The following is a 26,106-nucleotide window of genomic DNA, read 5'->3' as shown; positions in this document are numbered from 1 at the left end:
ATTATTCAATCTCAGCTCTCAAAGTTGCATCGCGCAATTCTTGTTTACGATAACCACGAGGCAAAAATGCACGGATTTCGTCTTCGTTAAATCCAATTTGCATTCGCTTGTCTTCCAGAATAATCGGGCGACGTAAAAGACCTGGATTTTCCTCAATTAGACGAAGCAATTCGGAAATTGATAAACTTTCAATATCTAAATTTAATTTTTGAAAAATTTTTGAACGAGTTGAAATAATGTCATCTGTCCCATTCTCCGTCAGAGAAAGGATATGTTGCAATTCTGGTGCAGACAGTGGACTAGTCATAATATTGTGCTCCTCAAAAGGAACTTCATGATTGGATAGCCATGCACGCGCCTTGCGACAACTTGTACAACTCGGTGATAAAAATAGTGTAACCATGCATTTCTCTTCTTATTATTTGTAACTGTTATCATTATACTAAATTTTATGTAAGATTACTAGGTATTTTTACAAATTTTCTCCTATTTTTTTAGGAAAAATAAGAAGCTTAATACATGATTTAGTGGTTTGCGTTTTTAGGTATCCAATATCTTGCGATTTCCTCATCTGCTTGCAATTGTTTGACTAGTTCATCCACATTGTCGAATTTTACCATATCTCGGATTTTATCCAACCAAAAAATACGAATAGTATCACCGTAAATATCTTGTGAAAACTCAAAAATATTGGCTTCAAAACGAAGTTCATCTCCTTCAAAAGTGACATTTTTGCCGACGCTAGCCATCCCGCGATACATCTTTCCATCGTGTTCCACATCAACCACATAGACACCATCGGCTGGTAAAATAACCCGATCTAGCGGAGCAAGATTTGCTGTTGGATAGCCAATCGTTCGCCCTCTTGCATTGCCATGAACGACAATTCCTCTAGTGGATAACGAATAGCCTAACAATTGATTGCTTTCGGCGACATTTCCTGCTAGTACTGTTTCTCGAATGCGAGTTGAACTAACTTTTTCTCCATTGAAATTTACAGAAGGAACCACGATAACTTGTCCGTCAAATAGTTTCTCCAAATCTTCTGCATTGCCTCGATCTGAACCAAAATGGTAATCAAATCCCGCAATGACTGCTTCTGCTTTCAAACGTGAGATGTATTTTGTAAAAAATTGTTCAGCCGTATTACGAGCAAACTGGCTGGTGAAATCAATCAAATAAAGGTAGTCTACACCAAGATTTTCCATTTGCTGCAAGCGATCTTCTGGACTAGTCAAATGAAGCATTAAAGAAGGCTGGTAGCGTACAAAGGCCAATTTGGGAGATTCTGGAAATGTCAGCACTGCAATCTTCAAATGCTTTTCTGCTGCCATTTTTCTCGCTTCAGCAAACAAAGCTTGATGTCCTTTATGTAACCCGTCAAAATACCCTAGCACTAATACTGTGTGTTCAATTTGCTGAATGTCTTTTTCATTTTTTATTCTAATCGTTTTCATCACTTAACTATTTTATCACAAAATTTTAAAGAAATACTTTTCTAGGTTTATATTCTTTGTCGCGCTTTTCTAAAATGGCTTGTAATTTCCCTTGATAAAAGCCAGCCACCTGTTCTGCCTTGGTATCTACATGAATAAAGCGTCCAAATCGCACTTCTTCAACCTGCTCTTCCGTAAGGTTTACCTTAGGTAAATCTCCTATGCCAAATTCAATGGGCTGCAAAAATGAAAAGTCTCCTTTATTCACCTTCTCATCAATTTCTGCTAAAGTCAAAGCTTCTTCCAAAGCCATGCCAGCCGCAGCAGTTCGAGTCAGTTGAGACATGTGGGAAGCATATCCTAATTTCGCTCCTAAATCAACTGCCAACGTTCGCACATAAGTCCCCTTGCTGCATTTAACCCGAAAAGGAAAACGTGCCAAGTCGCCTTCATAGACAATAGCCCCTGTCCGCTCAAAGTTATAAATTGTCACCTGACGCTTCGGTCGCTCTACTGTCTCTCCAGATCGAGCATACTCATAGAGTTTTCGCCCATTGACCTTGACAGCCGAGTACATAGGCGGCACTTGAGTCTGCTCTCCAACCATACTAGCAATGACTTGATCCACTAAGTTTTCATCCAATATTTCCGTCACAGGGCTGAAAGCAATCTGCTCCCCACTAGCATCCTCTGTCGTTGTTGAGCAGCCCAGGGTAATCTCCCCCTCGTAGACCTTGCCTTCCTCCTGCATAAACTCAACCAAGCGCGTCGCCTTGCCCACAGCAATCGGAAGCACCCCGACCACATCTGGATCCAAGGTACCCCCATGACCGATTTTCTTAGTTCCTAAAATTTTGCGCAGCTTAAATACCGCATCATGCGAGGTCATCCCCGCTTCCTTTTTTAAATTGATAATTCCGTTCATTGATTCCTTATTCTGCTAAAAATTCTATTAGTAGTTGATTAAATTTTTTATTTCTTTCAGCCCCACAAGAGCCGTAATGAAGCTGTATTCAAATATCTAGTCAGACTAGAAGCAGTCGTCGGATGGCCTAAATCTTCATAGAGGGGTAGCAAGGCTTCTATGTCTTTCAAGATTGCTTGTCGTATCTGCATCGTTTCCTCCTAGTCGTTCTTCAACGCCTCAAACTTAGCTTTCATAGTTGGATTTTTGCGGGTCAGTTTCTTAACGGAGACGTCATCCAGTTTGTTGTTGGCGAGGCGCAGTTGATTGTCTGATGTCTGAAGTGCCTGTTTGACTGCTTCCATTCGCTTAATGGCTTTGTCAATTTCTTCGATTGCCTTATTGAAATTCTTAGAAGCTGAATTATAATTTTTAGCAAAGGCTACTTTAAAGGTTTCTAAATCATCTTCAAAGTGGGTAATGTCAATATTTTGCTCTCGAACCAGAGCCAGCTCCTGCTTGTATTTAAGAGAATTGAGCGCAGCATTGCGTAAAAGTCCAATGAGCTGGATAAAAAATTGAGGACGAACCACATACATTTTTTCATACTCATGGCTAACATCAACAATGCCAGTGTTGAAATAATCATTATCTGCTTCCAGCATGCTTACCAAAACAGCATACTCACATTTCTTTTCCCTGCGGTCCTTATCCAATTCTTTGTAAAAATCAGCGTTTTTATGCTTCTTCTCCGTACCGTCCGCTTCATTTTTCATTTCAAACATAATAGAAATGATTTCTACTCCGTTTTCATCACACTCACGGAAAATGAAATCCCCTTTGGATCCTCGTGCAGAAACCTGATTATCCTTCTCAAAGTAAGCATTTGGAAAGGCGAAGCTACGAACCTTGTTAAATTCGCTTTCAGCGTAGTGTTCTAAACTCTCTCCAATCGCCTTAGTGGATTGCTGTGCTTTAAAGTTCTTGTAAAATTCTACTTGCTCATTAGCAGCCTTAAGTTGTGCTTCATAATTTTGTTTAACAGATGCAAGGGATAATTCATTTTCTTTCTCTTGCAACAAAAGCTGGTTTTGAATTTGGTCGCGTTCTTTTTCAATATTTGTCAGCGAAGCTTGCATTTCATTTTGGTGTTCCAGTCGAAGACGGTCTAGTTGGGCTTGTAGCTCTACCAATTCTTTTTCTTTATCCGATAGTTTTCCAGACAAAGCCTGCTCTGTATTCTTTTTGATTAGCTCTTTTTGGGATTCAAAATTGGAAATAGTCGCCTTGAGTTCCTGGATTTCAGATTCTTTCTGACTTAAGACCTGCTGTTGCTCATTCTGTGCTTTTTGTTTTTCTAAAGCTAACGCCTGCTCAATTCGAGCATGGATTTCCTTATCAAATTCTGTCGTCCGTACCTGAGCCAAGAGCTCGCTGTATTGACTTTCGTTAACTGTAAAGACTTCCCCGCAGTTGGGACATTTGATTTCGTTCATGGATACCTCTTCATTGATCGTTCTTTATAACATCTTATTATACCATTTCTTATGGTTATTTTAAATCAACAGCTTAAATATAAAAAAGACCGTTGCACATGAACAACAATCCTTTTGCTTGTAAATTAAGCCTGTATCCGCCAACTGGCAGCACTGCGTCTTTCCTGAATAAAGCGACTATATAATCCTTGTTTAGCAAGCAATTCTTGGTGTTTGCCTTGCTCGACTATACGACCTTGATTAAGAACAATAATTTGATCGGCATGCTCTACTGTTTTTAGCCGATGAGCAATCATGATAATGGTTTTATCCTTTGTCAAAGAATGAATGGCTTGCATAAGCGCTTCTTCATTTTCAGGGTCGACATTGGCTGTTGCTTCGTCCAAAATGATAATTGGAGCGTCCTTGATAATGGCACGAGCAATGGAAATCCGCTGCCGTTCTCCACCAGAGAGACTGGCTCCGCCCTCACCAATCTTGGTCTGATACCCCTCTGGCAAAGACAGGATAAAGTCATGACAAGCAGCTTTTTTTGCAGCAGCGACAACTTCTTCATGACTAGCGTCTGGATTTCCAAATTTAATATTATTTTCAATGGTATCTTTAAACAAATAGACCGTTTGAAAAACAAAACTAAAATTACGAATAAGGCTGTCATAACTGTATTCTTTCACATCATGACCGTCTAAGCTAATACTGCCACTCTCTATATCCCAGAAACGAGCAATGAGATTGCAAAGAGTTGTCTTTCCAGAGCCAGAGGGTCCCACAAGAGCTGTCGTCGTCTTTTCTGGAATATCCAACGATACATCATCAATAATTTTCTTACTCTCATAGGAAAAATTGACATGATTCAGCTTGATATTGCTGGTTTTTGGCTGCAAATCTTTTCCGCTAATATCCATTGGTTTAATCGACAAAACTTTGTTGACCATATCAACTGATAAATCAACAATGCGAAGAAGAGAAGAAAAACTGCCAACTCCATCCAGACTTTCGTAAATCATAAAAGCACTGATGAGCATCATGATACAAATCAAAAGGTTCATACTGCCTTTTAGGTAAAAGTAAATAGAGAACAGTCCCATAATCGTTCCAGTCAGCTTGGTAATCATCCCTTGCAGAGCGATATAAGGCGAGGTAACCCAAGTCAGCTTTGTATCTAAATGCCTTTTATTCTCAATAGCATGCGATAGCTTTTTAGATGATGATTGAACAATATTATAGTTCTTTACTTCCGCAATCCCTTGACTGTATTCCAGTACAATTGCTACCAAATCTGTATCAGCTTGTTGTTTAGCTTCTGATACATTCCCAGCTTGCCAACGCATCAATCCATTTGGCAAGAGAAACAGTATCAATCCTGCCAACAAGATTAAACCAATTCGCCAATCGTAGATAAATACAAAAACCGTAATAGTTCCTGCCGTTAGGAATCCTTCCAACGTCATCATAACAACCCGAGTAGCAACATCTGCTAGACTTTCAAGTGTATTGGTTGTAACGCTGGTAATTTGTCCCAGACTATTTTGATTAAAATACCCCATTGGCAGGTAGCGCATGTGTTCAGCAATTTCAATCCGCTTATGAGTACATGTATGATAGCCCGCTTCTGTCTGCAACATCGTAACTTTCAGGCTAATCAAAATGTTAAAAATAACAGACAAGAGCATAATTCCAAGAGAGAGCCATACAATCTGCATAGAAACATCATTGTTAATGATAGCCATAACAACCAACCCAATAGCTGGAATCCGAAAAGCAATAATGAAAGCCTTTAGAACCCCTAAACAAACAGAAGTGTAGAATTTCTTACGATCTTCTTCCGTACAAAAATCAAAGAATTTTTTCAATGTACTAAGCATCTGCCAATCCTCCTTCCGTCATTTTATCGCTATCTTTTACTGCTATATGAGCTTGCCACATAGAAGCATAAAGCGGACAAGTCTTCTGCAAATCTACATGTTTTCCTTTTGCCTCAATACGTCCGTCATTAACTACGACAATCTGATCTGCACTTGCAATCGTTGAAAGACGGTGAGCAATGACCAGAAGCGTACGACCTTCTATCAAACGAGCTAAACTAGACTGAATGAGAGCTTCATTTTCAGGATCGGTATAAGCCGTTGCCTCATCCAAAATAATGACTAGTGCGTTTTTCAGCATAGCTCGTGCAATTGCAATCCGTTGTCGTTCTCCACCAGATAAATGATTACCACCAGTTCCAACACGGGTCTCAAAACCATTTTCTAAATTACTAATAAAATCATAGCAGCCGCACTTGCGAGCAATGTCAATCACTTCTTCATCCGAAGCAGCGGAATTACCCATACGAATATTTTCCATAATCGTTTCATCAAAAAGGTAATTATCCTGTGTGACATAGGCAATCTGACGACTGTAATAATCAAGAGGTAGGTTTTGAATGTCCACGCCACCAAAGGTAATACTACCAGAATTGACATCCCAGAAAGAAGCTAGAAGTTTAGCAATCGTAGATTTCCCTGAGCCAGAAGGGCCGACAAGAGCAGTTACTGTATCAGGCTCAATCGTTAAGGAAATACTATGCAATACTTCTTCCTTATCTGAATAACCAAAGCTAACATCTGTCATTCGCAGTTCTGTTCCCTTTGGAATGTCCGTTAATTCTGTCGGACGAGGCAAATCAATTTTTTCCAAAATAGCAATCACTTCACCAAAGATTGTCGCAATTTTCCGTAAATCATCCATATAGGAAGCCACTAAAATAAATGGTGTCAAAAGACTAAGAGACAGAATGATTAGTAAAATAAAGTTACTAGCTGTTAGGCTACCTTGAAGGTAAAAGAGAGTTCCAAAAGGGAGTAAGAAAAGCAAACCAGACGGTAAGAAAGCTGTAACAATGCCCATTTCAACTACGCACTTGCGCATCCATTCAATAAAGCAATCAGCTCCTTCTTTGGCAGCCTTGACAAATTTATCGTAAGAAAATTTCTCTTTTCCAAAAACCTTGATGACTTCAATCCCATTGATGTATTCTACTGCTGTATCATTGAGCTTCTTCGTTTTCTCGACTGTATTTTCAAAATCACCTTCGCTCTTGCGTAGCATATTCCCATAAGCTAAGATAACAATCGGGATTGTCAGAAGCGAAAGCATGGTTAGGCGCCAATCAATCACTAACATGGCAATTAAGATAATAAAGGGACCAAATAGCCCGGATGTAAACTCAGGAATTAAGTGTGCCAAAGTTACTTCTGTGGCATCCACTCGCTCAACAATGATATTTTTGTAAGTTCCAGAAGATTGACTTAAAACCGTTCCCAGAGGCAATTTGGCCAATTTCTCTGTCAGACGATAGCGCATTTCTGCTAAAATCTTAAAGGTTGCTGTATGAGACAAGAGCGTCGAAATCCCGTGAAATCCCCAATGTGCTATCCATGCCAGTCCTATCCAAATGGACTGAAGAACATAAAAATTCCAATCTCGATTGCCTTGTAAGAGCTGATTGATGATATTTCCTACAAAAAAATAAGGAAAAAATCCGCATAAAACAGATAAAAAGGCAAAAACAAGACTAACAATAAAATAAAATTTGTGAAGAGAGACAAATTCCAGTATCCAAGATACAACCGACTTTTTCTTCATACAAATCCCTTCTTTCTCCTAAAAAACAAATAAAGAACCCTAGTCAAACAATTCATGATATGCTGTCATTTAATTTATACTTATATTATAAATTCTGACAATTCTAATGTCAAACAAAAATAAAAAAGTGAGACAGAAATCAGTAGTTTCGTAGAAACCTGATTTCTATCCCACCTCCACACAGCTCGAAAGGTTTGGGAAACCTTTCGAGGTTGGAAATAAAGTCAAATGAAGCTTGAAAAAGTAGACACTGCTATCAGTTTTTATATTTTTGTGCCATACGTTCAATCATTTCTGTTATTTGCACACGAATCTTTGTTGGCTCCAGCACTTCCACATTGTCTCCAAAAGAGAGAATATAGCAGTACAGACTATAATCATTTGGAATTTCTATATCTACATACAAATTTCCTTGCTCATCTTCTTTGACTGGACAATCCAGTTCATCATATACTCTAAAAGCAACTTTTTTATTAAATTTCAGCTTGACTCGTACGACCTCTTCCAATCGCGCTTCTTTTTCCAAGCTAACATTGTCAAAGTTATCTGCAAAATGTTGTGGTAAAAGCTTTAGCTGGCTTATGCGAGAAAGTTTAAAATAACGAAAATCATTTCGGACTAAGCAAAATGCATGAAGATACCAGGATTGTCCTTTAAAAAGCAGGCGGACTGGTTTTACTTGACGCTGGGTGCACTCTTCTTTGTTGCTAACATACGAAAAGGAAATCACTTGCTTTCTGATGATTGCATTTTTCAAATTCTGAAATAGCTCTTCATATTTCTTGCTATTGGACCAGCTGGTAAAATCTACTTCTATCCAGTTTGGTTGGTTCAATTTAAATAAAGCCGATAGTTTGGTCAAAAGCTCGTTTTCATGCAGAAGACCCGTAACCCCTAATCCTTGTAAAGCAACCAACAGTTGCTCTTTTTCCGATTGATTAAGCAAAGAACTATTTAGGACAAAATCCTCCGTCAGTCGAATGCCTCCGTCTCTGCCTTGTGTCGTGTAAATTGGAATACCTGCGCTGCTAAGTCGGTCAACATCTCGATAAATCGTTCTAACAGATACTTCAAATTGTTCTGCCAGCTCCTTCGCTGTAACGTTATCCCTTTCTAAAAGAACATACACTATTCTAAATAATCTACTCTCTGTCATAGACCGTGCCTTTCCATGAACACCTTATCTCAATTTCTCTAAAATCTTTTGAAAAGTCTCTTGATTGCTCTGCCAGTATAATATATCAGGCACCTTTTTAACTTCTGTCCACATAAAATCAATGTGCTCATCAGAAATACGAATATCTTTTTGCTTTGTTTCCACAAGAAAAAGTGTTTTAAAAATGGTCAAGTCTTCATCAATAACAACTGTGTGATGACCGACTTGCAACAGTTTTGTTAGCTCGATTTCCAGTCCAGTTTCTTCAAAAATCTCACGAATACAAGCTATTTCAGAACTTTCACCATTTTCAATGCCACCAGTAATCGGTTGCCAGAAAGAAAGTTGTTCAGTTTTAACTTTTAAGAGCAAAATTTCCTTAGCAATCGGGTTATAAATCCAGGCTTCAATGGAATATTTCATCGCAGTAGTCCCTTAGATTTCACTTTTTCTCAATTGGTGCAACACTTGCCAACAGTTTCTTTAATCCAACCTCTGGGAAATTGATTTTCAATTCTTGGCTACTATCGCTGCCTGACACTTCCAATACCGTTCCGTCTCCCCATTTTTTATGGTGAGCAATATCACCGATAGCCCAATCAATAGTCGGCTGATTAGCAGCTACATTCTTACCAAATGGCAACTGGCTTGAGGAAATGCTGCTCGGTGCAGCTTGCCGCTTGCGTTCCTGCAATGCTTGAGCGAGACTCATTCCTTGACCAAACTGAACAGTTTTACCATTCACATAGGAAGCTTTAAAGGATGTATTAGCAGGTCGAGCCAAGCCTTGATAATCTAGCAAGCTTGAGCTAATTTCATTGAGAAAACGAGTTGGACGATTGTAATTGGTTTTTCCGTATAGCAGGCGCGAGTTTGCATTGGTTAGGAACAAGACTTTTTCAGCACGAGTAATTCCAACATAGGCTAATCGGCGCTCTTCCTCTAGCTCGTCTTCATCTTCAGCCGCACGACTAAGTGGAAAGACATTCTCTTCCATACCAATGATGAAAACCACTGGAAACTCTAATCCCTTGGCAGCATGCAGTGTCATAAGTGTCACTTCCGAGCTTTCCTGAACACCATCATCTGTATCCGCAATCAAAGCCAAATCATTGAGAAAACGGCTAAGTCTATCTAAACCAGTCTCTTCAGTATCATTTTCTGAATCTTCGTCAAAATTCTTAGTAACAGAAAGAAATTCTTCGATATTTTCAATCCGAGCCTGACTTTCCAGTGTAGCTTGAGCTACTAATTGCTCGGTGTAACCAGTCCTTTCAAGCACCAGCTCGACCAATTCTGTCACGGTCAATTCGTCCAATTGCTCGCGCAGATTCAAAATGAGATTGGCAAAGTCAAAAACAGCCTGAGCAGCTTTCCCCTTAACAGGTGAGAGCATAATCTGCGAAGAAGCATCCAAAAGAGACATCTCTTGACCAGCTGCAAAATTACGAATTTTCTCCACTGTACCCGGTCCGACTCCCCGCTTAGGCTCATTGACCACACGCTCAAAACTGATGTTGTCGCTAGTATTAGCGATGAGATTGAGATAGCTGATGACATCTCGAATTTCCTTACGACTATAAAACTTAGTCCCCCCCACCATGGTGTAAGGAATATTAGCTTTTAGGAGAGCTTCCTCAATATTCCGAGATTGGGCGTTAGTTCGATAAAGAACAGCAAAATCCCGATAGACATAGTCAGATGTGCTAGATAATTCATCAATGGTTTTGGCTACAAAGAGAGCTTCATCTTGCTCATCATTAGCCCGATAATAAACAATATCTTCACCGTCAGCATTTTGTGTCCAGAGATTCTTCGGACGGCGGTTGCGGTTATTTTTGATTACATCATTAGCAGCTTGCAGAATGGTCTTGGTTGAGCGATAATTTTCTTCCAAAAGAACAACTTTAGCTTCAGGATAATCCTTTTCAAAATCCAAGATATTTTGCATATCAGCACCTCGCCAGCCATAAATAGACTGGTCGGCATCACCAACTACACAGATATTTTTAAAACGTGAAGCCAACAGTTTAACCAGTTGGTACTGAGCGTGGTTCGTATCTTGATACTCGTCCACATGGATGTATTGATAGCGCTGCTGGTAATAAGTCAACACATCTGGATTTTTATCAAAAAGGCGCAAGGTCAGCATGATTAAGTCATCAAAATCCATCGCCTCTGACTGGCGCAGTTCCTTTTGGTACATTTCATAGCACTTCGCCACAATCTCTGTGTACATATCTCCTGCTAAAGCTACATAGGCCACTTCATCAATCAAATCATTTTTCGCATTGGAAATCGTGCCTAAAATAGCTCGTTCATTCCACTTTTTAGGATCTAAATTGAGCGTTTTAAGAATTCGTTTCATCAGAGTCCGTTGCTCACTAGGATCGACAATCGTAAAATTGCGGTTATAGCCAATATGGTCAGCTTCCCTACGCAAAATCCGCACGCACATCGAGTGAAAAGTCGCAATCAAGCAATCTTCTGTTGCTGGATTGAGAGTATAAGCACGCTCCTTCATCTCACGAGCTGCTTTATTGGTAAAAGTAATCGCCAAGATATTCCAAGGATTGACTAACTTTTCATCAATCAAATAAGCAATACGGTGAGTTAGGACACGGGTTTTCCCAGACCCAGCTCCTGCCATAATCAGCAAAGGGCCTTCCGTTGTTTGAACTGCCTCCGCCTGACGGTCATTCATACCAGTTAATAAGGGATTCATCTTTTTTCCTCTTTCAAAGTCAATGACTCTATTATAACAAAAATCATCCATAAGCTAAACCAGAAAGGAGAGACTTTCTATCATTTCTTCCCTTATAAACGTTTGAAAAATCAATAAAAAAGCGTTATAATAAACATTCTGAAAGGAAAACGCATGAATAATCCAGCAAAGAATCTTAAACTCGCAGAGCGTGGCGCTATCTTAGCCATTCTAGCCTATATCGTTTTATCCATTGCTAAAATCATTGCCGGATCTGTCTTACAATCCTCCAGTTTGACAGCCGATGGTTTTAATAATGTTTCGGATATTGTTGCTAATATTGCCGTTTTGATAGGACTTCGTATGGCACGCAAACCGGCTGACACGGATCACAAATTTGGTCACTGGAAAATTGAAGACTTGGCTAGTCTTGTCACTTCTCTTATCATGTTTTTTGTTGGCTTTGATGTTCTGATTGATACCGTTCAAAAAATTATCTCTCGCCAAGAAACAACTATTGATCCTTTAGGCGCTATCGTCGGGATTATTTCCGCCTTAGTCATGACAGGAGTGTATTTTTACAATAAAGCTTTAGCAAAAAAAGCACAGTCTAAAGCACTCGACGCAGCTGCCAAAGACAATTTATCTGATGCCATTACTTCGCTTGGTACAACCATTGCAATCATCGCAAGCGCCTTCAATTTCCCGATTGTGGATAAACTGGTTGCCATCATTATTACATTTTTCATTCTTAAAACAGCTTACGAAATTTTCATGGAATCTTCTTTTAGTTTATCAGACGGCTTTGATGAAAATCTTTTAAAAGAATACAAAGAAGCCATTTTAGAAATTCCCAAAATTTCCCGTGTTAAATCTCAAAGAGGGCGGACTTACGGTAGCAACATCTACCTTGACCTCATTTTAGAAATGAATCCTGACTTATCTGTCTATGAAAGTCACGAAATTGCCGATCAAGTTGAAAATATGCTCAAAGAACGCTTTGGTGTCTTTGATATTGACATCCACATTGAACCTGCTCCTATCCCTGAAGATGAAATATTGGACAATGTTTATCGAAAGTTATTTATGAGAGAACAATTGGTTGAGCAGGGAAGCCAATTAGAGGACTTACTAGCGCCTGAATTTGTGTACATTTCCCAAGACGGTTGCCAAATGAACAAAGAAGAATTTCAAATTGAAAAAGGAAAGCAATCTCCTATCAAAAATTTCCAATTAACTTCTATCAGCCAAAAAACCAAACTAATTTGCTATGAAGAAGACGGGATTATTCATACCAGCCTTTGGCGTCGTCACGAAACATGGCAAAATATTTTCCACCAGGAAACACGAAAAAACGAGAGCGAACAACAGTCGTAATTCCATAGAAATCGGCTTTGTTATTTCACTCCCACAAGGCTAACAAGGAGTTTTGCTATAAAAAACAAGGCTGAGATAAAAATATTCTCAGCCTATTTTTTTAGGAATTTATCAGTAAAGCAAACTAATTTGTCCCCCGTTTCTCACAATCAATAAATCATCAAACCCAAAGCCCTCACTAAGATGATACTACTAGTGAAAACTTTGGGTTTTATCTTTACTTCTTCTGTGGGTGATTGGTGCAACAATCAGATGTTCTCTCATTTTTTGACTTCATCTGTCGCAATATCCTCACCAAACCATTTGTTTGCTATTTTTTGAAATTGACCTGTTTGATATAATTTTTTGAATGCTTGGTTTATGTTTTCAACGAGCTGCTTATCTGTTTTTCTAGCGCCTACTGCAAAGGATTCGCTATCAAATCCGGCTGGGAAAACATAATAATCCGGCAAAATCCCCTCTTCTTTTAAATAATAATTAGCATAAACTCGGTCAATCAACAACCCATCAATCCGATTATTTTGCAAATCAATCAACGCCTCTGTAAAACTTTGATATTGAGCAGCTTTATGATTTTTAACCAGATTCTTCAAAAGCTCCGGATGAGCCTCAAACTCATCGTAACCCGAAGAACCTGTCTGAGCGCCAAGAATTTTATCCTTCATGTCAGCTGTTTTTGCAATATTAGATGACTTTTTAGCAACTAATACCTGCTCATTTTTCATATAAGGAATGGTGAACTGTATTTTCTTCCGCCGCTCATTGGTTGCCGAATACCCATTCCAGATAAGATCAATCGTTCCATTTGTGAGCTCCGTTTCTTTCATATCCCAATCAATCGGCTGCCAATTCACTTTTATCCCATATTCTTTAAAAACAGCATTTGCCAAGTCAATATCAAAACCAACATATTGACCATTTTTTTGTTCAAATCCCATAGGAACAAATGTATTGTCAAAACCAATAGTAATGCTCTTTTTTTGTTGGTATTTTGACCAATTATCTACTTTAGGGTTGCTAACATTGCTACAAGCTGTAAGGAGCAAAAAAAGAATCAAACCACAGATCGCAAGAACATAACGTTTTATCTTCATATTCTCCTCCTATTTAGACTGCACTTTGAGAATCGTATCTGCAATATTTTCTGCAAACTTCAAATCATGGGTCACTACAATTTGCGTCATTCCTAGCTCACGATTCTGAAGAATCAACTTTTCAACTTCAAGACGCAATTCCGGATCCAATGCGGAAGTTGGCTCATCATAACCGATAATTTCTGGGTCAATCATCATCGCACGAGCTAATGCTACACGCTGTTTTTGACCACCTGATAAAGAATAAGGATACGCTTTTGCATATTCTGCTAGTCCCAATCGGGTCAACAAGCCAATTGCTTTCTTTTCTGCGTCCTCTTTTGTAAAATGTTTTGTTTTAATGGGTGATAAAGTTAAATTCTCAAAAACCGTTAAATGTGGAAATAGCTGAAAATCTTGAAACACAAATCCCAATAGATTACGTTTTTCAAGTTCATCTAAGGGAAGCTCTTCGCCATTGTAAATAATGTCACCCGAATCAATTGTTTCCAAGCCAGCTAACATCCGCAATAATGTCGTTTTCCCGCCGCCAGACGGTCCTACAATGGCAAGGATTTGCTTTTCTGGCACCTTTAAATTCAAGTCGGAAATAATTTGCTTTTCGCCAAACCTTTTGCTAATATTCTTTAATTCTAACATAAGCGCCTCCTACTTATAGTAGCTATATCTCTTTTCAACTTGCTTCGATACAATCGTCACAAGACCAATCAAGATCAGGTAAATAGCCCCCGCTATAAACATCGGTGCTAAACTCGCATCACGATTGGCTGCAGTCCGACTAGCCAAGATTAAGTCGGAAACACCAAGCGCATAAACAAGGGATGTATCTTTTACCAACGTCATTACTTCATTAAAGACACTAGGAAGCACCACTTTGACAACTTGCGGTAAAATGATAAACCGTATCGTTTGAAATGGTGTAAACTTCAAAACCTTAGCCGCCTCATATTGTCCTGCTGGAATGGATAAAATCCCACCACGGAAAATTTCGGCGAAATAAGCAGCATAATTTAGCGTGAATGCTATGATAGCTGCTGGAAGCCGATCCAAACGTACACCAATACTTGGCAACACATAATAAATAAAAATTAGTTGTAACAAGAGAGGTGTACCGCGCATAATCCAAATATAAATATTTATAAGCCAATGAAGCAGCTTAAAGTGGATTTGCATTAAAAAGGAAATCACAATTCCAAGTGGTATGGATAAAACTAAGACTAAAACAAATACTTGTAAAGTCACCAATGCGCCATTCAATAAGCTTGGCAAAACTTCAAAAATATAGTTCATGCGTACACCTCCTAAATAAATATTTATCATTATATCAAAAATTTTTATATATTCAACATCTTTTTGCAAATATATCCATAAAAATTTAATAATTACCGCAAAAACTTCCTTTTCTAAAGAATAAAAAAACAAAATAGTTGAACTACTTTGTTTTAATAAATCCAAATTGATTAAGCGGGAGTACTCTAAATGAGATGACTCCTTTAATTTGTTTCTCTGTAATCAAGCCAAACTTCCGACTATCTTCCATATCTTGCCGATTATCATTCAGAATCAGATATGACTGCGCTGGAATTTTATTTGCATTCGATTTAGTTAATGTCTGAATGGTGAAATCATGAGTAAAATAACCCGTACTAGTAGCTTTTGCTAAGTACTCTTCCTTAGCCTTCGTTAAATAATCTTCTGACTTGATTTTATTATTTAAGTAAAGAACATCATCCATATAAACAACGGAGTCATTTCCTAGACCAATGACACGTCCGACATGCTCTTTTCCCTTCACCTCGTACAAGACAAAATCATCTCTTTTGATTGCTTCATTTTTATTGGCAATAACAACATCTTTATCTTGCAAAAAATGATTCGCATCTTTTGCAGTAATCCTGTATGGTGTAAAAATAAAAATTCGCAAACAAGCAATGATTATCACAACAATAGATAAAAAAATAACATTCCTAATTAAATCTCTTTTAACCATAGTCTCTCCTCTTCTTCTACTCATTATATCATGTTTTCAGAAAATAAACAAAGGTAGGAAAGTCAACTCTTATCTCTGCTCCCATTTACAACTAAAAAGCCTATCAATCAGATAATCGTTGGATTGATAGGCTAGTTTTCTGAATGAAATAGATTAACGGACTGTACGGATACGCATTGTGTTTGTTCCACCAGTTCCGACCGGAACACCAGCTACAATCACAATATTGTCGCCAGATTCCACAAGACCACTTTCAAGAGCAACTTTTTCAGCAACTTCAAACATATCATCAGTAGATGCAGGTTTTTCAGTCACTACTGGAATAACACCCCAGTTCAACATCAATGAACGTTGTGTCAATTCATCAAATGTAATTGCCAAGATGTCAGCATCTGGACGATATTTAGAAATCAAACGAGCTGTATTTCCTGATTCAGTCATTGTTACAACCAATTTGATGTCCATTGAGTTTGTAGCATCTTTAACAGCTGAAGCCACAACTTCTGTCTTAGAACTACGTGCGTAATCAACTGATGACAAGCGTCCATACTCGTTCAATAGAGTTTGAGCGTTTTTATCAATTGTAGCCATTGTTGTTACAGATTCAAGTGGGTATTTACCATTTGCAGATTCACCTGAAAGCATTGTTGCATCTGTTCCGTCAATAACAGCGTTAAATACGTCTGATACTTCTGAACGAGTCGCACGTGGTTTTTCAGTCATTGTTTCAAGCATGTTTGTTGCTGTGATCGCAATTTTACCAGCTGCATTGACTTTTGTGATAATCATTTTTTGGTAAACTGGAACCATTTCAAATGGTACTTCAATACCCATATCACCACGAGCAATCATGATACCGTCCGCTACTTCAAGAATTTCATCCAAGTTTTCGATACCTTGTTGGTTTTCGATTTTAGCGAACAATTTCACATGTCCATTACCAGTTTCTTCACAGATTGCACGAACTTCGTTGACGTCTTTTGCAGTACGTACGAATGAAATAGCGATAAAGTTAATTCCTTGTTCAAGACCAAAACGAATATCGTCATTGTCGCGTTCAGCAAGTGCTGGGAAAGGAATTTTTGTATTTGGAATATTAACACCTTTTTGTTTAGCGATAATACCGTCGTTTTCAACTTCTACTTCAAATTCACGTGTAGCAGGATCTTTTGCAATAACGCGAAGACCAAGTTTACCGTCATCAACAAGAACTTGTTTTCCAACTTCAACATCGTCATAGATATCAAGTGCACCAGCAACATTCAATGCGATAACTTCACGAGTTGATTTGATACCTTGTTTAGTTGCAACACGAATTTTTTCACCTGTTTTGTAAGAATATTCTTTAGCATCGCCTTCAAATAATTCTGTACGGATTTCAGGACCTTTAGTGTCAAGAAGGTAACCAACTTTTTGACCAGCAATTTCTTCAGCACGATGAACAGTAGCCATACGGTCACCTTGCTCTGCGTGGTCACCATGTGAGAAGTTGAAACGGAAAGTGTTAGCTCCAGCTTCGATCAATTTAGCGATATTTTGCGCTGATGCTTCAACGTCAAGCTTTTCACCCCAATATCCGTCTTCACCGAATCTTTTACCACCACGGATTTCTACCGCAGGACCTAAAGTTGCAACGATTTTTACACGTTTATTCATGATATCTGAAAACTCCTTTTTATTTAATGGTCTTTATGACCAGGATAACAAATTTAAATTACATTGAAATGCTACGGTTTAATTTAGCGAGATCAAGATCAGCTTTGTGTGGATTATTTACAATAATCTTGCCGTCTTCAGTTAAACTAAACAAAGCACCTTCTTCTGCTGTACCGAGGATTGGATTTTCAACCATTTGTTCGTTGCGAATACCAACCGCAACACCACCAATACCTTTTTTAAGAAGGCTAACGGCATGAGCACCCATACGTGAAGCAAGAACACGGTCACGTGCAGTTGGTGAGCCACCACGTTGAATATGTCCAAGTTCCGTCACACGAAGATCGCTCACATCACCAGCTTCTTTCAACTTCTTACCAAATTCATCGGCCGACATAACACCCTCTGCCAGAACGATAATGTTATGCTTCTTTCCTTCTTCATAGCCACGTTTAATGCTAGCGACGATATCCTCAATCTTAAAGTCTTCTTCGGGAACGATGATTTCATCAGCTCCTGTAGCAATACCAGCCCAGAGAGCAATGTCTCCAGCGTTACGTCCCATGACTTCAACAACAAAAGTACGACGGTGACTAGATGATGTGTCACGAATCTTATCAATGGCGTCCATTGCAGTTGTTACAGCGGTATCAAAGCCGATTGTGAAGTCTGTACCAACAATATCATTGTCAATCGTGCCAGGAAGTCCGACAGCTGGGAAACCATGTTCTGTCAAACGCATAGCACCATGGTAAGAACCATCACCACCGATAACTACGACTCCTTCAATCCCATGTTTTTTAAGTTGCTCAATCCCTTTTAATTGTCCTTCTAATTGGGCAAATTCTGGATAACGAGCTGAGTGAAGGAAAGTACCACCACGTGAAATAATATCTCCAACCGATGCAGCATCAAGCGGATAAATCTCACCAGCAACCATGCCGGCATAGCCGTCATAGATACCGTAAACTTCCATTCCTTCTGAAATTGCTTTACGAACAACTGCACGGATAGCAGCGTTCATACCAGGGGCATCACCACCACTAGTCAAAACAGCAATACGTTTCATTTGTTTGCGCTCCTTTTTCTTTTTACATTCACCCTTGATTATACCACAATCAAAACCAAAATTCCTCTTTTTTCCTAACTTTTTATTGATAAATCGTTTTCATGGTTATTTTTTTCAATTCTTCTTGTAATTTCTCTGATTTTTGAACACGATATTGAGTGATTGCTACTGTTTTTCTTTCATTTTCATATCGAAGAACAACCGGAATATCTCCTCGAAATTTCCGTAAAATAGCGGATATTGCTGCATCGCTTTCGTGATCTTCTACTTGTATCCAAAAACGTTCTGTAACAGCTTCCTGCAAATCATTTAAAATCAACTGCAAACGCTCCTCTCGTTTTTGAACGCGACCAGTCAGATAATAGAAGCCTTTTTCATGCAAACCTTTGCTGAACTGTTTGAAAGCGTCTGGAAAGACTGTTACCTCCATTTTTCTTTTAGCATCACTTACTTGCAAGAAGGCCATATTTTCCCCCGTTTTGGTACGGATGACACGAATGGACAAAATCTCTCCTAAAATCGTTGCATGATTGTTTTCAACTAGCTCTTGAATAGGGGTAAAGGATTGAGTAGCAGTTTTTGCAAGCTTTACCAAAGGATGCTCGCTCAAACCGACACCAATGATTTCTTTTTCTAACTCGAATTTCTCTGCTTCTGTATAATCCTCTGCTTCTGTCCAGCTGTAATTTGTATCTGCAAAAAGACTGCCCAGCTCATCCGCAAAGACAAATAAGTTCGGAAGATTTTGTAGGATTTTTTGGCGATTCTTTTCAAATACATCAAACAAACCGACTTGTACCAAAGGGGTTATCAACTGAATCTTATGATATTGCGTTGGCAACTTCATAATAAAATCTTCCACATTTGTAAATGGGCGGTTTTCAATAATCCAATAAGCAAAATCTCGTGGTAAACCTTTGATATTTTTCAGTCCTAAATAAATCTGCTTATCTTGAAACTTATCTCTATAAGGAATGTTATTGATATTTAAAGAGGCAACTTGAAAGTCGAATTCTAGCGCATCTGTGATGTAATCACTGCTTGAATAATTCAGCATAATATCAAAGAAAATATCAGGATAATGCACCTTGAAATAAGCCAACTGAAAAGCAAGTGCAGAATAGGCATAGGCGTGGCTGCGGTTGAAGCCATAACCTGCAAACTTTTCCATAACTGCAAATACTTCTTTTGCTTTAGTTTCAGAATGCCCAAGTTCGAAAGCTCCTGTGACAAACTCTGCTTCCATTTTGTGCATTTCGGCAACATTTTTCTTACCCATGGCACGACGTAGAATGTCAGCTTTTCCGAGTGAAAATCCTCCAAACCGCTGCGCCACTTGCATTACTTGCTCTTGGTAAAGCATAATACCGTAAGTTGGCGCCAAGATGTCTTCCAAACTTGGATCCAGCATTTCCACCTTTTCTTGTCCATGCTTTCTTCTGACAAAATTATCTATATAGTCACTAGCTCCTGGACGATTGAGTGAAGTTGTTGCAACCACTTCTTCAAATTGAGCTGGCTGCACCCGTTTCAAAAGGTTAATGGCACCTGCTTGCTCAAATTGAAAAATCCCTTTGGTTCTGCCAGCAGCGAAAAGCTGCAAGGTTGCTGCATCTTCTAAGTTAATCTTTGCAATGTCAATAGCGACACCGTATTTCTCCAAAGCTGCTTCTTTCATTCGTTGAACAAAAGTCAGATTGCGCAAGCCAAGGAAATCCATCTTGAGCAGACCGTTACTCTCAACACCATGTGCATCGTATTGCGTGATATACATATCTTCCCCGTATTTAAGTGGAATGTGATCTGTCAAATCATTGTCACTCATCACCACACCTGCTGCATGGATAGAGGTTTGACGAGGGTTCCCTTCAATTTTTTTCGCAATTTCAAAAGCTTTTTGATATTCCAGCTTACTGTTAATAATCTGACGAAAAGACATATTTTTTTCATAAGCTGAAGTCAATGTGTCACGAAAACTGATTTTACGAGTAATGTTGGTCAATTCATATTCTGGCACCCCGTAGCGTTTAAAAACGTCACGAATTGCTTGCTTAGCCCCAAAAGTAGAATAGGTCACGATTTGCGCTGTATGCATCGTCCCGTAACGATCGCGGACATAGCGGATAAATTCCGGGCGATAGACATCGGGAATATCAATATCAATATCAGGCATAGTATAACGTTCCAGATTTAAAAAGCGCTCAAAAAGGAGGTTCTTTTCGACAGGATCAATCCCTGTAATTTCAAGAGCATAGGCAACTAGGCTTCCAACTGCAGATCCACGCCCCATACCCATATAATAGCCCTGGCTGCGACCAAAGCGCAATAAATCCCAGACAATCAAAAAGTAGTCGTCAAACCCCATTTGGTGGATGACAGACAGCTCTTGCTGCAATCGTTCTTTATAAATCGAACCATTCAGTCCTTTTTTCTCTAATCCTATTTCTGCTCGTTCTTGTAATTCTTCTGCTGCTGGTCGTTCTGGATTAAAACGTGGTAATTTCAACTCTGTATTGATTTCGTAATGAATGCCTGCAACTAGCCGCTTTAAATTATCCAGACTTTCTGGATAATTTTCTTGAAAGGATTGTGTGAATTGCTCAGGTGATAAGAGATACTCGTGATTTGGCAAATTTCCAACTTCCCGCAAGCTACTATTTTCACGAATGGCACATAACATTTGCAAGGTTTCTAAATCCCCTGTATCAAAATAGCGAACTGTCTGCAAAGGTAAGGTTGCATGAGAAAACGCCTGCTTAGGAGTGTCAGGAAATACGCCAATATAAAACTCTCGTCCCAAGTCTAAGGCTTCAATGCCCTCAAACACAGGCACAATAATCGCTATCCCTTCCAATAAGTGCTGAAATTCTTCCCACTTGCTTTTTCCTATCATCTTTAAAGTAGAAAGTTTCATTAAATTGCGATAACCTTGACTGTCAAGAGCTAGAAAGTGGAGATTAAGAGGAAATCCAGTGTAATCCAAGGTCATTTCTATACCTAAAAGCGGCTGAATTCCTTGCTCAGTCGCCGTTTCCATGAAATGATAAGCCCCATAGAGATTATCAATATCCATTATCCCTAGAGTTTGATAGCCTAAATTTTTAGCTGTTTCTACATATTTTTTTATAGAAATCAAACTATCCATAAATGTATAAACAGTTTTGGTATCTAATTGAGCAACCACGGCATCCTCCTTTGATCCTTCTTTTTTCTATTATACTAAATTTCTGGCTTGCTTGCTAAAGAAAAAACGATAGAAGTTTTTTCTAAAGGCTTGCTATTTTTAAAAAAAAATTGTATTATTTAATTAGCACAAAGATACAGAAGAAAGGAGAAATCATGAGTTGGACTTTTGATAATAATCTGCCCATTTATTTACAAATCATGGACAGGATAAAACTACAAATCATCTCCAATCAACTACAAGCTGGCGAAAAGCTGCCTGCTGTTAGAGAATTGGCTGCTGAAGCGGGGGTCAATCCAAATACAATCCAGCGAGCTTTATCTGACTTGGAAAAGGAAGGATTTGTCTATTCTCAACGAACATCAGGACGTTTCGTTACAGATAATCGCGACTTGATTTTACAAGCAAGACAAAAACTTTCTGAGAAGGAAGTGAAAAATTTTGTAAACAATATGACTCGCTTCGGCTATCACAAAGAAGAACTACCAACTATCATTGCAGATTATATAAAAGGAGTTTAGGAAATGGTATTACTTGCATTTGAAAATGTCTCAAAATCATACGGTAGCACACCGGCTTTAGAGCACATCAATTTTGAAATTGAAGCCGGAAAAATTATCGGCTTACTTGGTCCAAATGGCTCTGGAAAAACAACCATGATAAAACTAATCAACGGTTTACTTCAACCAAATGACGGAAAAATCCTCATCGACGGGCTTCAACCGTCGTCAGAAACTAAGAAAATCGTATCTTATTTACCAGATACGACTTACCTAAACGAAAATATGAAAGTCAAAGATGCTTTGCAGTATTTTCAATCTTTCTATGCAGACTTTGAGATAGAGCGTGCACAGGCACTCTTGCAAGATCTTCATATTGACGAAAATTTGACATTCAAAAAATTGTCTAAAGGAAACAAAGAAAAAGTTCAGTTGATTTTAGTCATGAGCCGCCAAGCCAAACTGTACGTTCTGGATGAACCTATTGGAGGGGTTGACCCAGCAGCGCGGGATTACATTTTAAAGACGATTATCAACAATTACTCACCTAGCGCTTCCGTTCTCATTTCAACGCATTTGATTTCAGATATTGAACCAATCCTAGATGAAATCATCTTTATTGATAATGGCAAGATTGTTCGACAAGGGAATGTAGATGATATTCGCTATGAGTCTGGTGAATCTATTGACCAGCTCTTCCGCCAAGAATTTAAGGCTTAGAACAAAGGAGATTGACTATGTTTTGGAATTTATTAAAATACGAATTTAAAAATGTAAATAAGTGGTATTTAGGATTATATGGAATCGTACTCTTTCTATCTATTAGTATTGGACTTTGGCTAAGACATTTTGCAAATGGAAGGAACTTTTTCGACCGTTTGCAGTCTTCTACTAATGAAGCAGGGAGTATGACAAGTACTTTCTTCGGTTTTACAATGCTGATTTTCTCAGGTCTCCTTGTAGCACTTGCCATTTCAACACTCTTTCTGATTATTCGTCGCTTTAAAAATAGTGTTTATGAAAGAGAAGGATATCTAACGCTCACTTTACCAGTTAACGAACATCAAATTATCCTCTCAAAATTACTCGGTGCTGTTATATGGACGATTCTTAGCACACTTGCATTGTTTCTTAGTTTTGGAATCATTGTTCTTATCGTAGGGGTAGCTTCTCATACACAATTTGAAATGGGAACAGTTCTACAATTATTCGGCAAGCACTTTTGGGAAATTGCTAGTGAACTATTGAAATCATTTGGATACTATCTTGTAGCCCTTATTCCAAATATCCTATTGATTTATCTTTCTATCTCTATTGGTCAACTTTTCCAAGACCACCGCGCCGCTATAGCCTTTCTAGCTTATTTTGGAATTCAATTTGCTCTGATTATCGCTGCTAATCTATATGTTTCAGCCTTCCCGTCGCTTTCAACTTCTTTAGGTAGTTTGAGCGGAGTCATAACCTCTCTTCTTTTGGGGCTTATCTACTATACTGGAACGTATTACATCCTCAAAAATAAAGTGAATTTGCAGTAGGTAACACAAGCTGATAGCAATACTTATATAAACAATAAAGTCATGAGATTCATCTTACTCATGACTTTTTTATTATGCGACTTTCAGTCCGTCTCGTGGCCTTCGGTGCGAGACAAATAAATAGTTCATCTAAAATTTAGTTTGAAAATTCATCTTTTTCTATCAGATAATCATAAATTTCCTGCACCGTTCCTAGAGCCATAAGCTCCTGCTCTTTGACTGTTTTCTTCAGTTCTTGATAAATATGGCTGTTTTCAATAGCCTTTTTTTCTGCTTTTTTGTTTACTTGCATCACTCCATCTTGAATTGTCACAAAGTCCAGCTCTTCAAATATCTGAATCATCTTGATGAGTAGAATTGGGTCAATCTTGAGATAAGCAGCTAGTTCTTTGAGCTTATAACGAATGTCAAACTCTGGAAATTGATAAATTGTTTTATAGAGTTTTGCAAACTGGTCTCTCGTTCCGAAACCTGTCAGATAATAGGGCTGAGCAATCTCATTTTTAAAGTAAATTGCTTCAAAATGTCCTTGCTGAATGATTGCTTTGAGCTGATTTAGGCGTCCAGGCAAGTCATACACCACAACTGCTCTGCTCTTTTCCAAATTAGGAATTTCTTCTGAAAAACGCAGGACGGGCACATTTTCAGGTAAAGGAGCATTTTTACCTCGGATATTAAAGAGCTGAATCCCATTGACCCGAGCATCCACCAGCATAAGCTGGAGACTGGTCTGACCATTCCATTTATTAACCGACAGCGTAACCGCCAGCTCTAAGTTTTTAGTTTGGGAAAATTCTGTCGCAAAATCACCCAGACCAAAAGCCACTACCTCAAAAACTGCGTCAGCCTGAGAAATTTTCAGCTTAAGATGAGTATTTCCCGCCCCCATGGTGCGGGAATTTTCAACCTTAAAATCTTTTAAATAGAAAATAGGCTTTTTATTGTCCATTCCAAAAGGAGCTAACTTTTCAAAGTTTTTGAGGGTCTCTAGTGTCAAATCTGGCAAGGATAATTCCTCATCCAAAAAGAGCTCATTCTTAGTGGACAAATCCACTTGATTATCTTCAATATATGCTACCAAAACCTGACTGAGTGCTTCTAACTTGCTGGCCTCTAGAGTCATCCCAGCTGCCCCGGCATGCCCACCAAAAGCCACAAATAAATCTCGATGAGGGTCTAACGCTTCAAAAATATCAACTACTTCAATGCTGCGAGCACTACCTTTGGCTAAACCATTTTCAATATTCAAGACGATGACCGGCTGGTGTAATTCTTCCAAAAGCCGACCTGCCACAATTCCCAAAACACCTGGATTCCAACCTTCACCAGCTAGAACCTGAACAGATTTATTGAGATTAACCATGGTCTTGGCTTCATCATAGATCTTCTGAACAATTTCTTTGCGCTCTTCATTTTTCTGGTTAATCATAAGGGCAATATCACGCGCTTCTTCTTCATCAAAACCCGTCAGAAGTTCAATAGCAGGATTTGGATCATCAAGTCGACCTAGAGCATTGAGCCTAGGGGCTATCTGAAAACCAACCGTTTCTTCATCCACTTCATTTTCCTGAATACCTGCAATCTTAAAAAGCTCCTGTAAGCCGATTCGTTGAGTGTTTTTGAGGACACTTAGCCCATATTTGACCAGAATGCGATTTTCACCTGTCAAGCTGACCATATCCGCAATAGTTCCGATAGCGACTAAATCTAGCAACTCTACTTGCACTTCTTCTAAAAGCGCGGTTGCTAGCTTAAAAGCTACACCGCAGCCAGCTAAATGTTTAAAAGGATATTCAGCTTCCGGATGTTCTGGGTGGACAATTGCATAAGCATCAGGAAGTACCTCTGGCATAGAATGGTGATCCGTCACAATGACATCCACTCCCATAGACTGAGCTAGTTCGATTGCTTCATGTCCTGCAACTCCATTATCCACTGTAACGATGAGTGAAATTCCCTGATTTTCAATAAAATACTTGTAAACACTCGCGTTAGGACCATAACCGTCTGTAAATCGATTGGGCAAATAGACCTGACACTCTGCTCCAAGTTGTTCTAGTGCTTCTTTAACAATAGAAGCCGAAGTCATGCCATCCGCATCATAATCTCCATAAATCAAGATCTGCTCATAATTTTCAATTGCTTGACGAATGCGCGTCACTGCCTTATCCATATCATGTAATTCATAAGGATCATGCAGCTGGTCCAAACTAGGCTCTAGAAAATCTCGCAGCGCTTCTTCTGTCTGGATTCCTCTCTGATAAACCAGATTAGCTACCGAAGCCTCCAAGCCAAGTTTTTTAGCTTTTTTAATAAAGCTCTCATCTGAAAAATTTGTGGCAATCTGCCAATCATATTTTGATGTAATCATGCTTTTA

The 26,106-nt window shown here is 38.8% G+C and carries 21 protein-coding genes and 1 pseudogene; 4 read left to right on the top strand and 18 right to left on the bottom strand.

Annotated features, from left to right (window positions below; genetic code table 11):
* Nucleotide 1: 1 nt before the first annotated feature.
* From IYQ23_RS03050 to pcrA, 10 genes and pseudogenes are all read right to left on the bottom strand, one after another.
* Nucleotides 2-403, bottom strand: coding sequence for a Spx/MgsR family RNA polymerase-binding regulatory protein (locus IYQ23_RS03050; protein WP_003033247.1), 402 nt, complete (start codon nucleotides 401-403; stop codon nucleotides 2-4).
* A 121-nt stretch (nucleotides 404-524) separates the two neighbouring features.
* Entirely contained in the window at nucleotides 525-1,457 is a 933-nt protein-coding gene (locus tag IYQ23_RS03045) for a bifunctional riboflavin kinase/FAD synthetase (RefSeq protein ID WP_195674036.1), read from the bottom strand.
* A gap of 25 nt (nucleotides 1,458-1,482) precedes the next feature.
* Nucleotides 1,483-2,361 (bottom strand): tRNA pseudouridine(55) synthase TruB, encoded by an 879-nt coding sequence (truB, locus tag IYQ23_RS03040; RefSeq protein ID WP_049508406.1) that lies wholly within the window; start codon nucleotides 2,359-2,361, stop codon nucleotides 1,483-1,485.
* Nucleotides 2,362-2,410: 49 nt separating this feature from the next.
* Nucleotides 2,411-2,552: pseudogene (locus IYQ23_RS09635) on the bottom strand (GNAT family N-acetyltransferase); the annotation flags it as partial.
* Between the two features lie 9 nt (nucleotides 2,553-2,561).
* Nucleotides 2,562-3,836, bottom strand: a complete 1,275-nt coding sequence (locus IYQ23_RS03030; protein WP_195674035.1) for a DUF2130 domain-containing protein — start codon at nucleotides 3,834-3,836, stop codon at nucleotides 2,562-2,564.
* A gap of 125 nt (nucleotides 3,837-3,961) precedes the next feature.
* Complete coding sequence (locus IYQ23_RS03025) at nucleotides 3,962-5,701, bottom strand: ABC transporter ATP-binding protein (RefSeq protein WP_195674034.1); 1,740 nt, start codon at nucleotides 5,699-5,701, stop codon at nucleotides 3,962-3,964.
* Complete coding sequence (locus tag IYQ23_RS03020) at nucleotides 5,694-7,463, bottom strand: ABC transporter ATP-binding protein (RefSeq protein WP_195674033.1); 1,770 nt, start codon at nucleotides 7,461-7,463, stop codon at nucleotides 5,694-5,696. Before IYQ23_RS03020 ends, IYQ23_RS03025 begins: the two co-directional genes overlap by 8 nt.
* Before the next feature lie 256 nt (nucleotides 7,464-7,719).
* On the bottom strand, nucleotides 7,720-8,619 hold the full coding sequence (locus tag IYQ23_RS03015) for a helix-turn-helix transcriptional regulator (RefSeq protein WP_195674032.1): 900 nt from the start codon (nucleotides 8,617-8,619) through the stop codon (nucleotides 7,720-7,722).
* Between the two features lie 24 nt (nucleotides 8,620-8,643).
* Nucleotides 8,644-9,042, bottom strand: coding sequence for an NUDIX hydrolase (locus IYQ23_RS03010; RefSeq protein WP_003032515.1), 399 nt, complete (start codon nucleotides 9,040-9,042; stop codon nucleotides 8,644-8,646).
* 19 nt (nucleotides 9,043-9,061) lie between these two features.
* Nucleotides 9,062-11,344 carry a DNA helicase PcrA gene (gene pcrA / locus IYQ23_RS03005; protein WP_195674031.1) on the bottom strand — a complete coding sequence of 761 codons (2,283 nt, stop codon included), beginning with the start codon at nucleotides 11,342-11,344 and terminating at the stop codon, nucleotides 9,062-9,064.
* 153 nt (nucleotides 11,345-11,497) lie between these two features.
* On the opposite strand from pcrA, the gene IYQ23_RS03000 reads away from it, so the two are divergent.
* Nucleotides 11,498-12,700, top strand: a complete 1,203-nt coding sequence (locus IYQ23_RS03000) for a cation diffusion facilitator family transporter (RefSeq protein ID WP_049517530.1) — start codon at nucleotides 11,498-11,500, stop codon at nucleotides 12,698-12,700.
* Between the two features lie 260 nt (nucleotides 12,701-12,960).
* On the opposite strand, the gene IYQ23_RS02995 is transcribed toward IYQ23_RS03000, so the two are convergent.
* From IYQ23_RS02995 to IYQ23_RS02965, 7 genes are all read right to left on the bottom strand, one after another.
* Nucleotides 12,961-13,794: an amino acid ABC transporter substrate-binding protein gene (locus IYQ23_RS02995; protein ID WP_195674030.1), complete on the bottom strand. Its 834-nt coding sequence runs from the start codon at nucleotides 13,792-13,794 to the stop codon at nucleotides 12,961-12,963.
* 9 nt (nucleotides 13,795-13,803) lie between these two features.
* Nucleotides 13,804-14,433 carry an amino acid ABC transporter ATP-binding protein gene (locus IYQ23_RS02990; RefSeq protein WP_195674029.1) on the bottom strand — a complete coding sequence of 210 codons (630 nt, stop codon included), beginning with the start codon at nucleotides 14,431-14,433 and terminating at the stop codon, nucleotides 13,804-13,806.
* A gap of 9 nt (nucleotides 14,434-14,442) precedes the next feature.
* Complete coding sequence (locus tag IYQ23_RS02985) at nucleotides 14,443-15,084, bottom strand: amino acid ABC transporter permease (RefSeq protein WP_022526169.1); 642 nt, start codon at nucleotides 15,082-15,084, stop codon at nucleotides 14,443-14,445.
* A gap of 142 nt (nucleotides 15,085-15,226) precedes the next feature.
* Nucleotides 15,227-15,784 carry a signal peptidase I gene (gene lepB / locus IYQ23_RS02980; protein ID WP_049517533.1) on the bottom strand — a complete coding sequence of 186 codons (558 nt, stop codon included), beginning with the start codon at nucleotides 15,782-15,784 and terminating at the stop codon, nucleotides 15,227-15,229.
* Between the two features lie 153 nt (nucleotides 15,785-15,937).
* Complete coding sequence (gene pyk, locus IYQ23_RS02975) at nucleotides 15,938-17,440, bottom strand: pyruvate kinase (protein ID WP_003024114.1); 1,503 nt, start codon at nucleotides 17,438-17,440, stop codon at nucleotides 15,938-15,940.
* A 58-nt stretch (nucleotides 17,441-17,498) separates the two neighbouring features.
* The gene (pfkA, locus tag IYQ23_RS02970) at nucleotides 17,499-18,509 is read right to left on the bottom strand and encodes a 6-phosphofructokinase (protein WP_003032502.1); all 1,011 of its coding nucleotides are present in this window, start codon (nucleotides 18,507-18,509) and stop codon (nucleotides 17,499-17,501) included.
* A gap of 82 nt (nucleotides 18,510-18,591) precedes the next feature.
* Nucleotides 18,592-21,693 (bottom strand): DNA polymerase III subunit alpha, encoded by a 3,102-nt coding sequence (locus tag IYQ23_RS02965; RefSeq protein WP_195674028.1) that lies wholly within the window; start codon nucleotides 21,691-21,693, stop codon nucleotides 18,592-18,594.
* Between the two features lie 155 nt (nucleotides 21,694-21,848).
* On the opposite strand from IYQ23_RS02965, the gene IYQ23_RS02960 reads away from it, so the two are divergent.
* From IYQ23_RS02960 to IYQ23_RS02950, 3 genes are read left to right on the top strand one after another with little or no spacing between them, the layout of a single operon-like run.
* Nucleotides 21,849-22,214, top strand: coding sequence for a GntR family transcriptional regulator (locus IYQ23_RS02960; protein ID WP_195674027.1), 366 nt, complete (start codon nucleotides 21,849-21,851; stop codon nucleotides 22,212-22,214).
* Nucleotides 22,215-22,217: 3 nt separating this feature from the next.
* Entirely contained in the window at nucleotides 22,218-22,913 is a 696-nt protein-coding gene (locus tag IYQ23_RS02955) for an ABC transporter ATP-binding protein (protein WP_003024105.1), read from the top strand.
* A gap of 17 nt (nucleotides 22,914-22,930) precedes the next feature.
* Entirely contained in the window at nucleotides 22,931-23,728 is a 798-nt protein-coding gene (locus IYQ23_RS02950; protein WP_022526173.1) for a hypothetical protein, read from the top strand.
* Between the two features lie 136 nt (nucleotides 23,729-23,864).
* On the opposite strand, the gene recJ is transcribed toward IYQ23_RS02950, so the two are convergent.
* A complete protein-coding gene (recJ, locus tag IYQ23_RS02945) occupies nucleotides 23,865-26,099 on the bottom strand; it encodes a single-stranded-DNA-specific exonuclease RecJ (protein ID WP_195674026.1) in 2,235 nt (744 codons plus the stop codon).
* Between the last annotated feature and the right edge of the window lie 7 nt (nucleotides 26,100-26,106).

It is taken from the genome of Streptococcus sp. HF-100 (assembly GCF_015594635.1).
GTDB lineage: Bacteria > Bacillota > Bacilli > Lactobacillales > Streptococcaceae > Streptococcus > Streptococcus vaginalis.
Note: the sequence above shows the minus strand (reverse complement) of the source record. Positions and strands in the feature narration are given on the sequence as shown.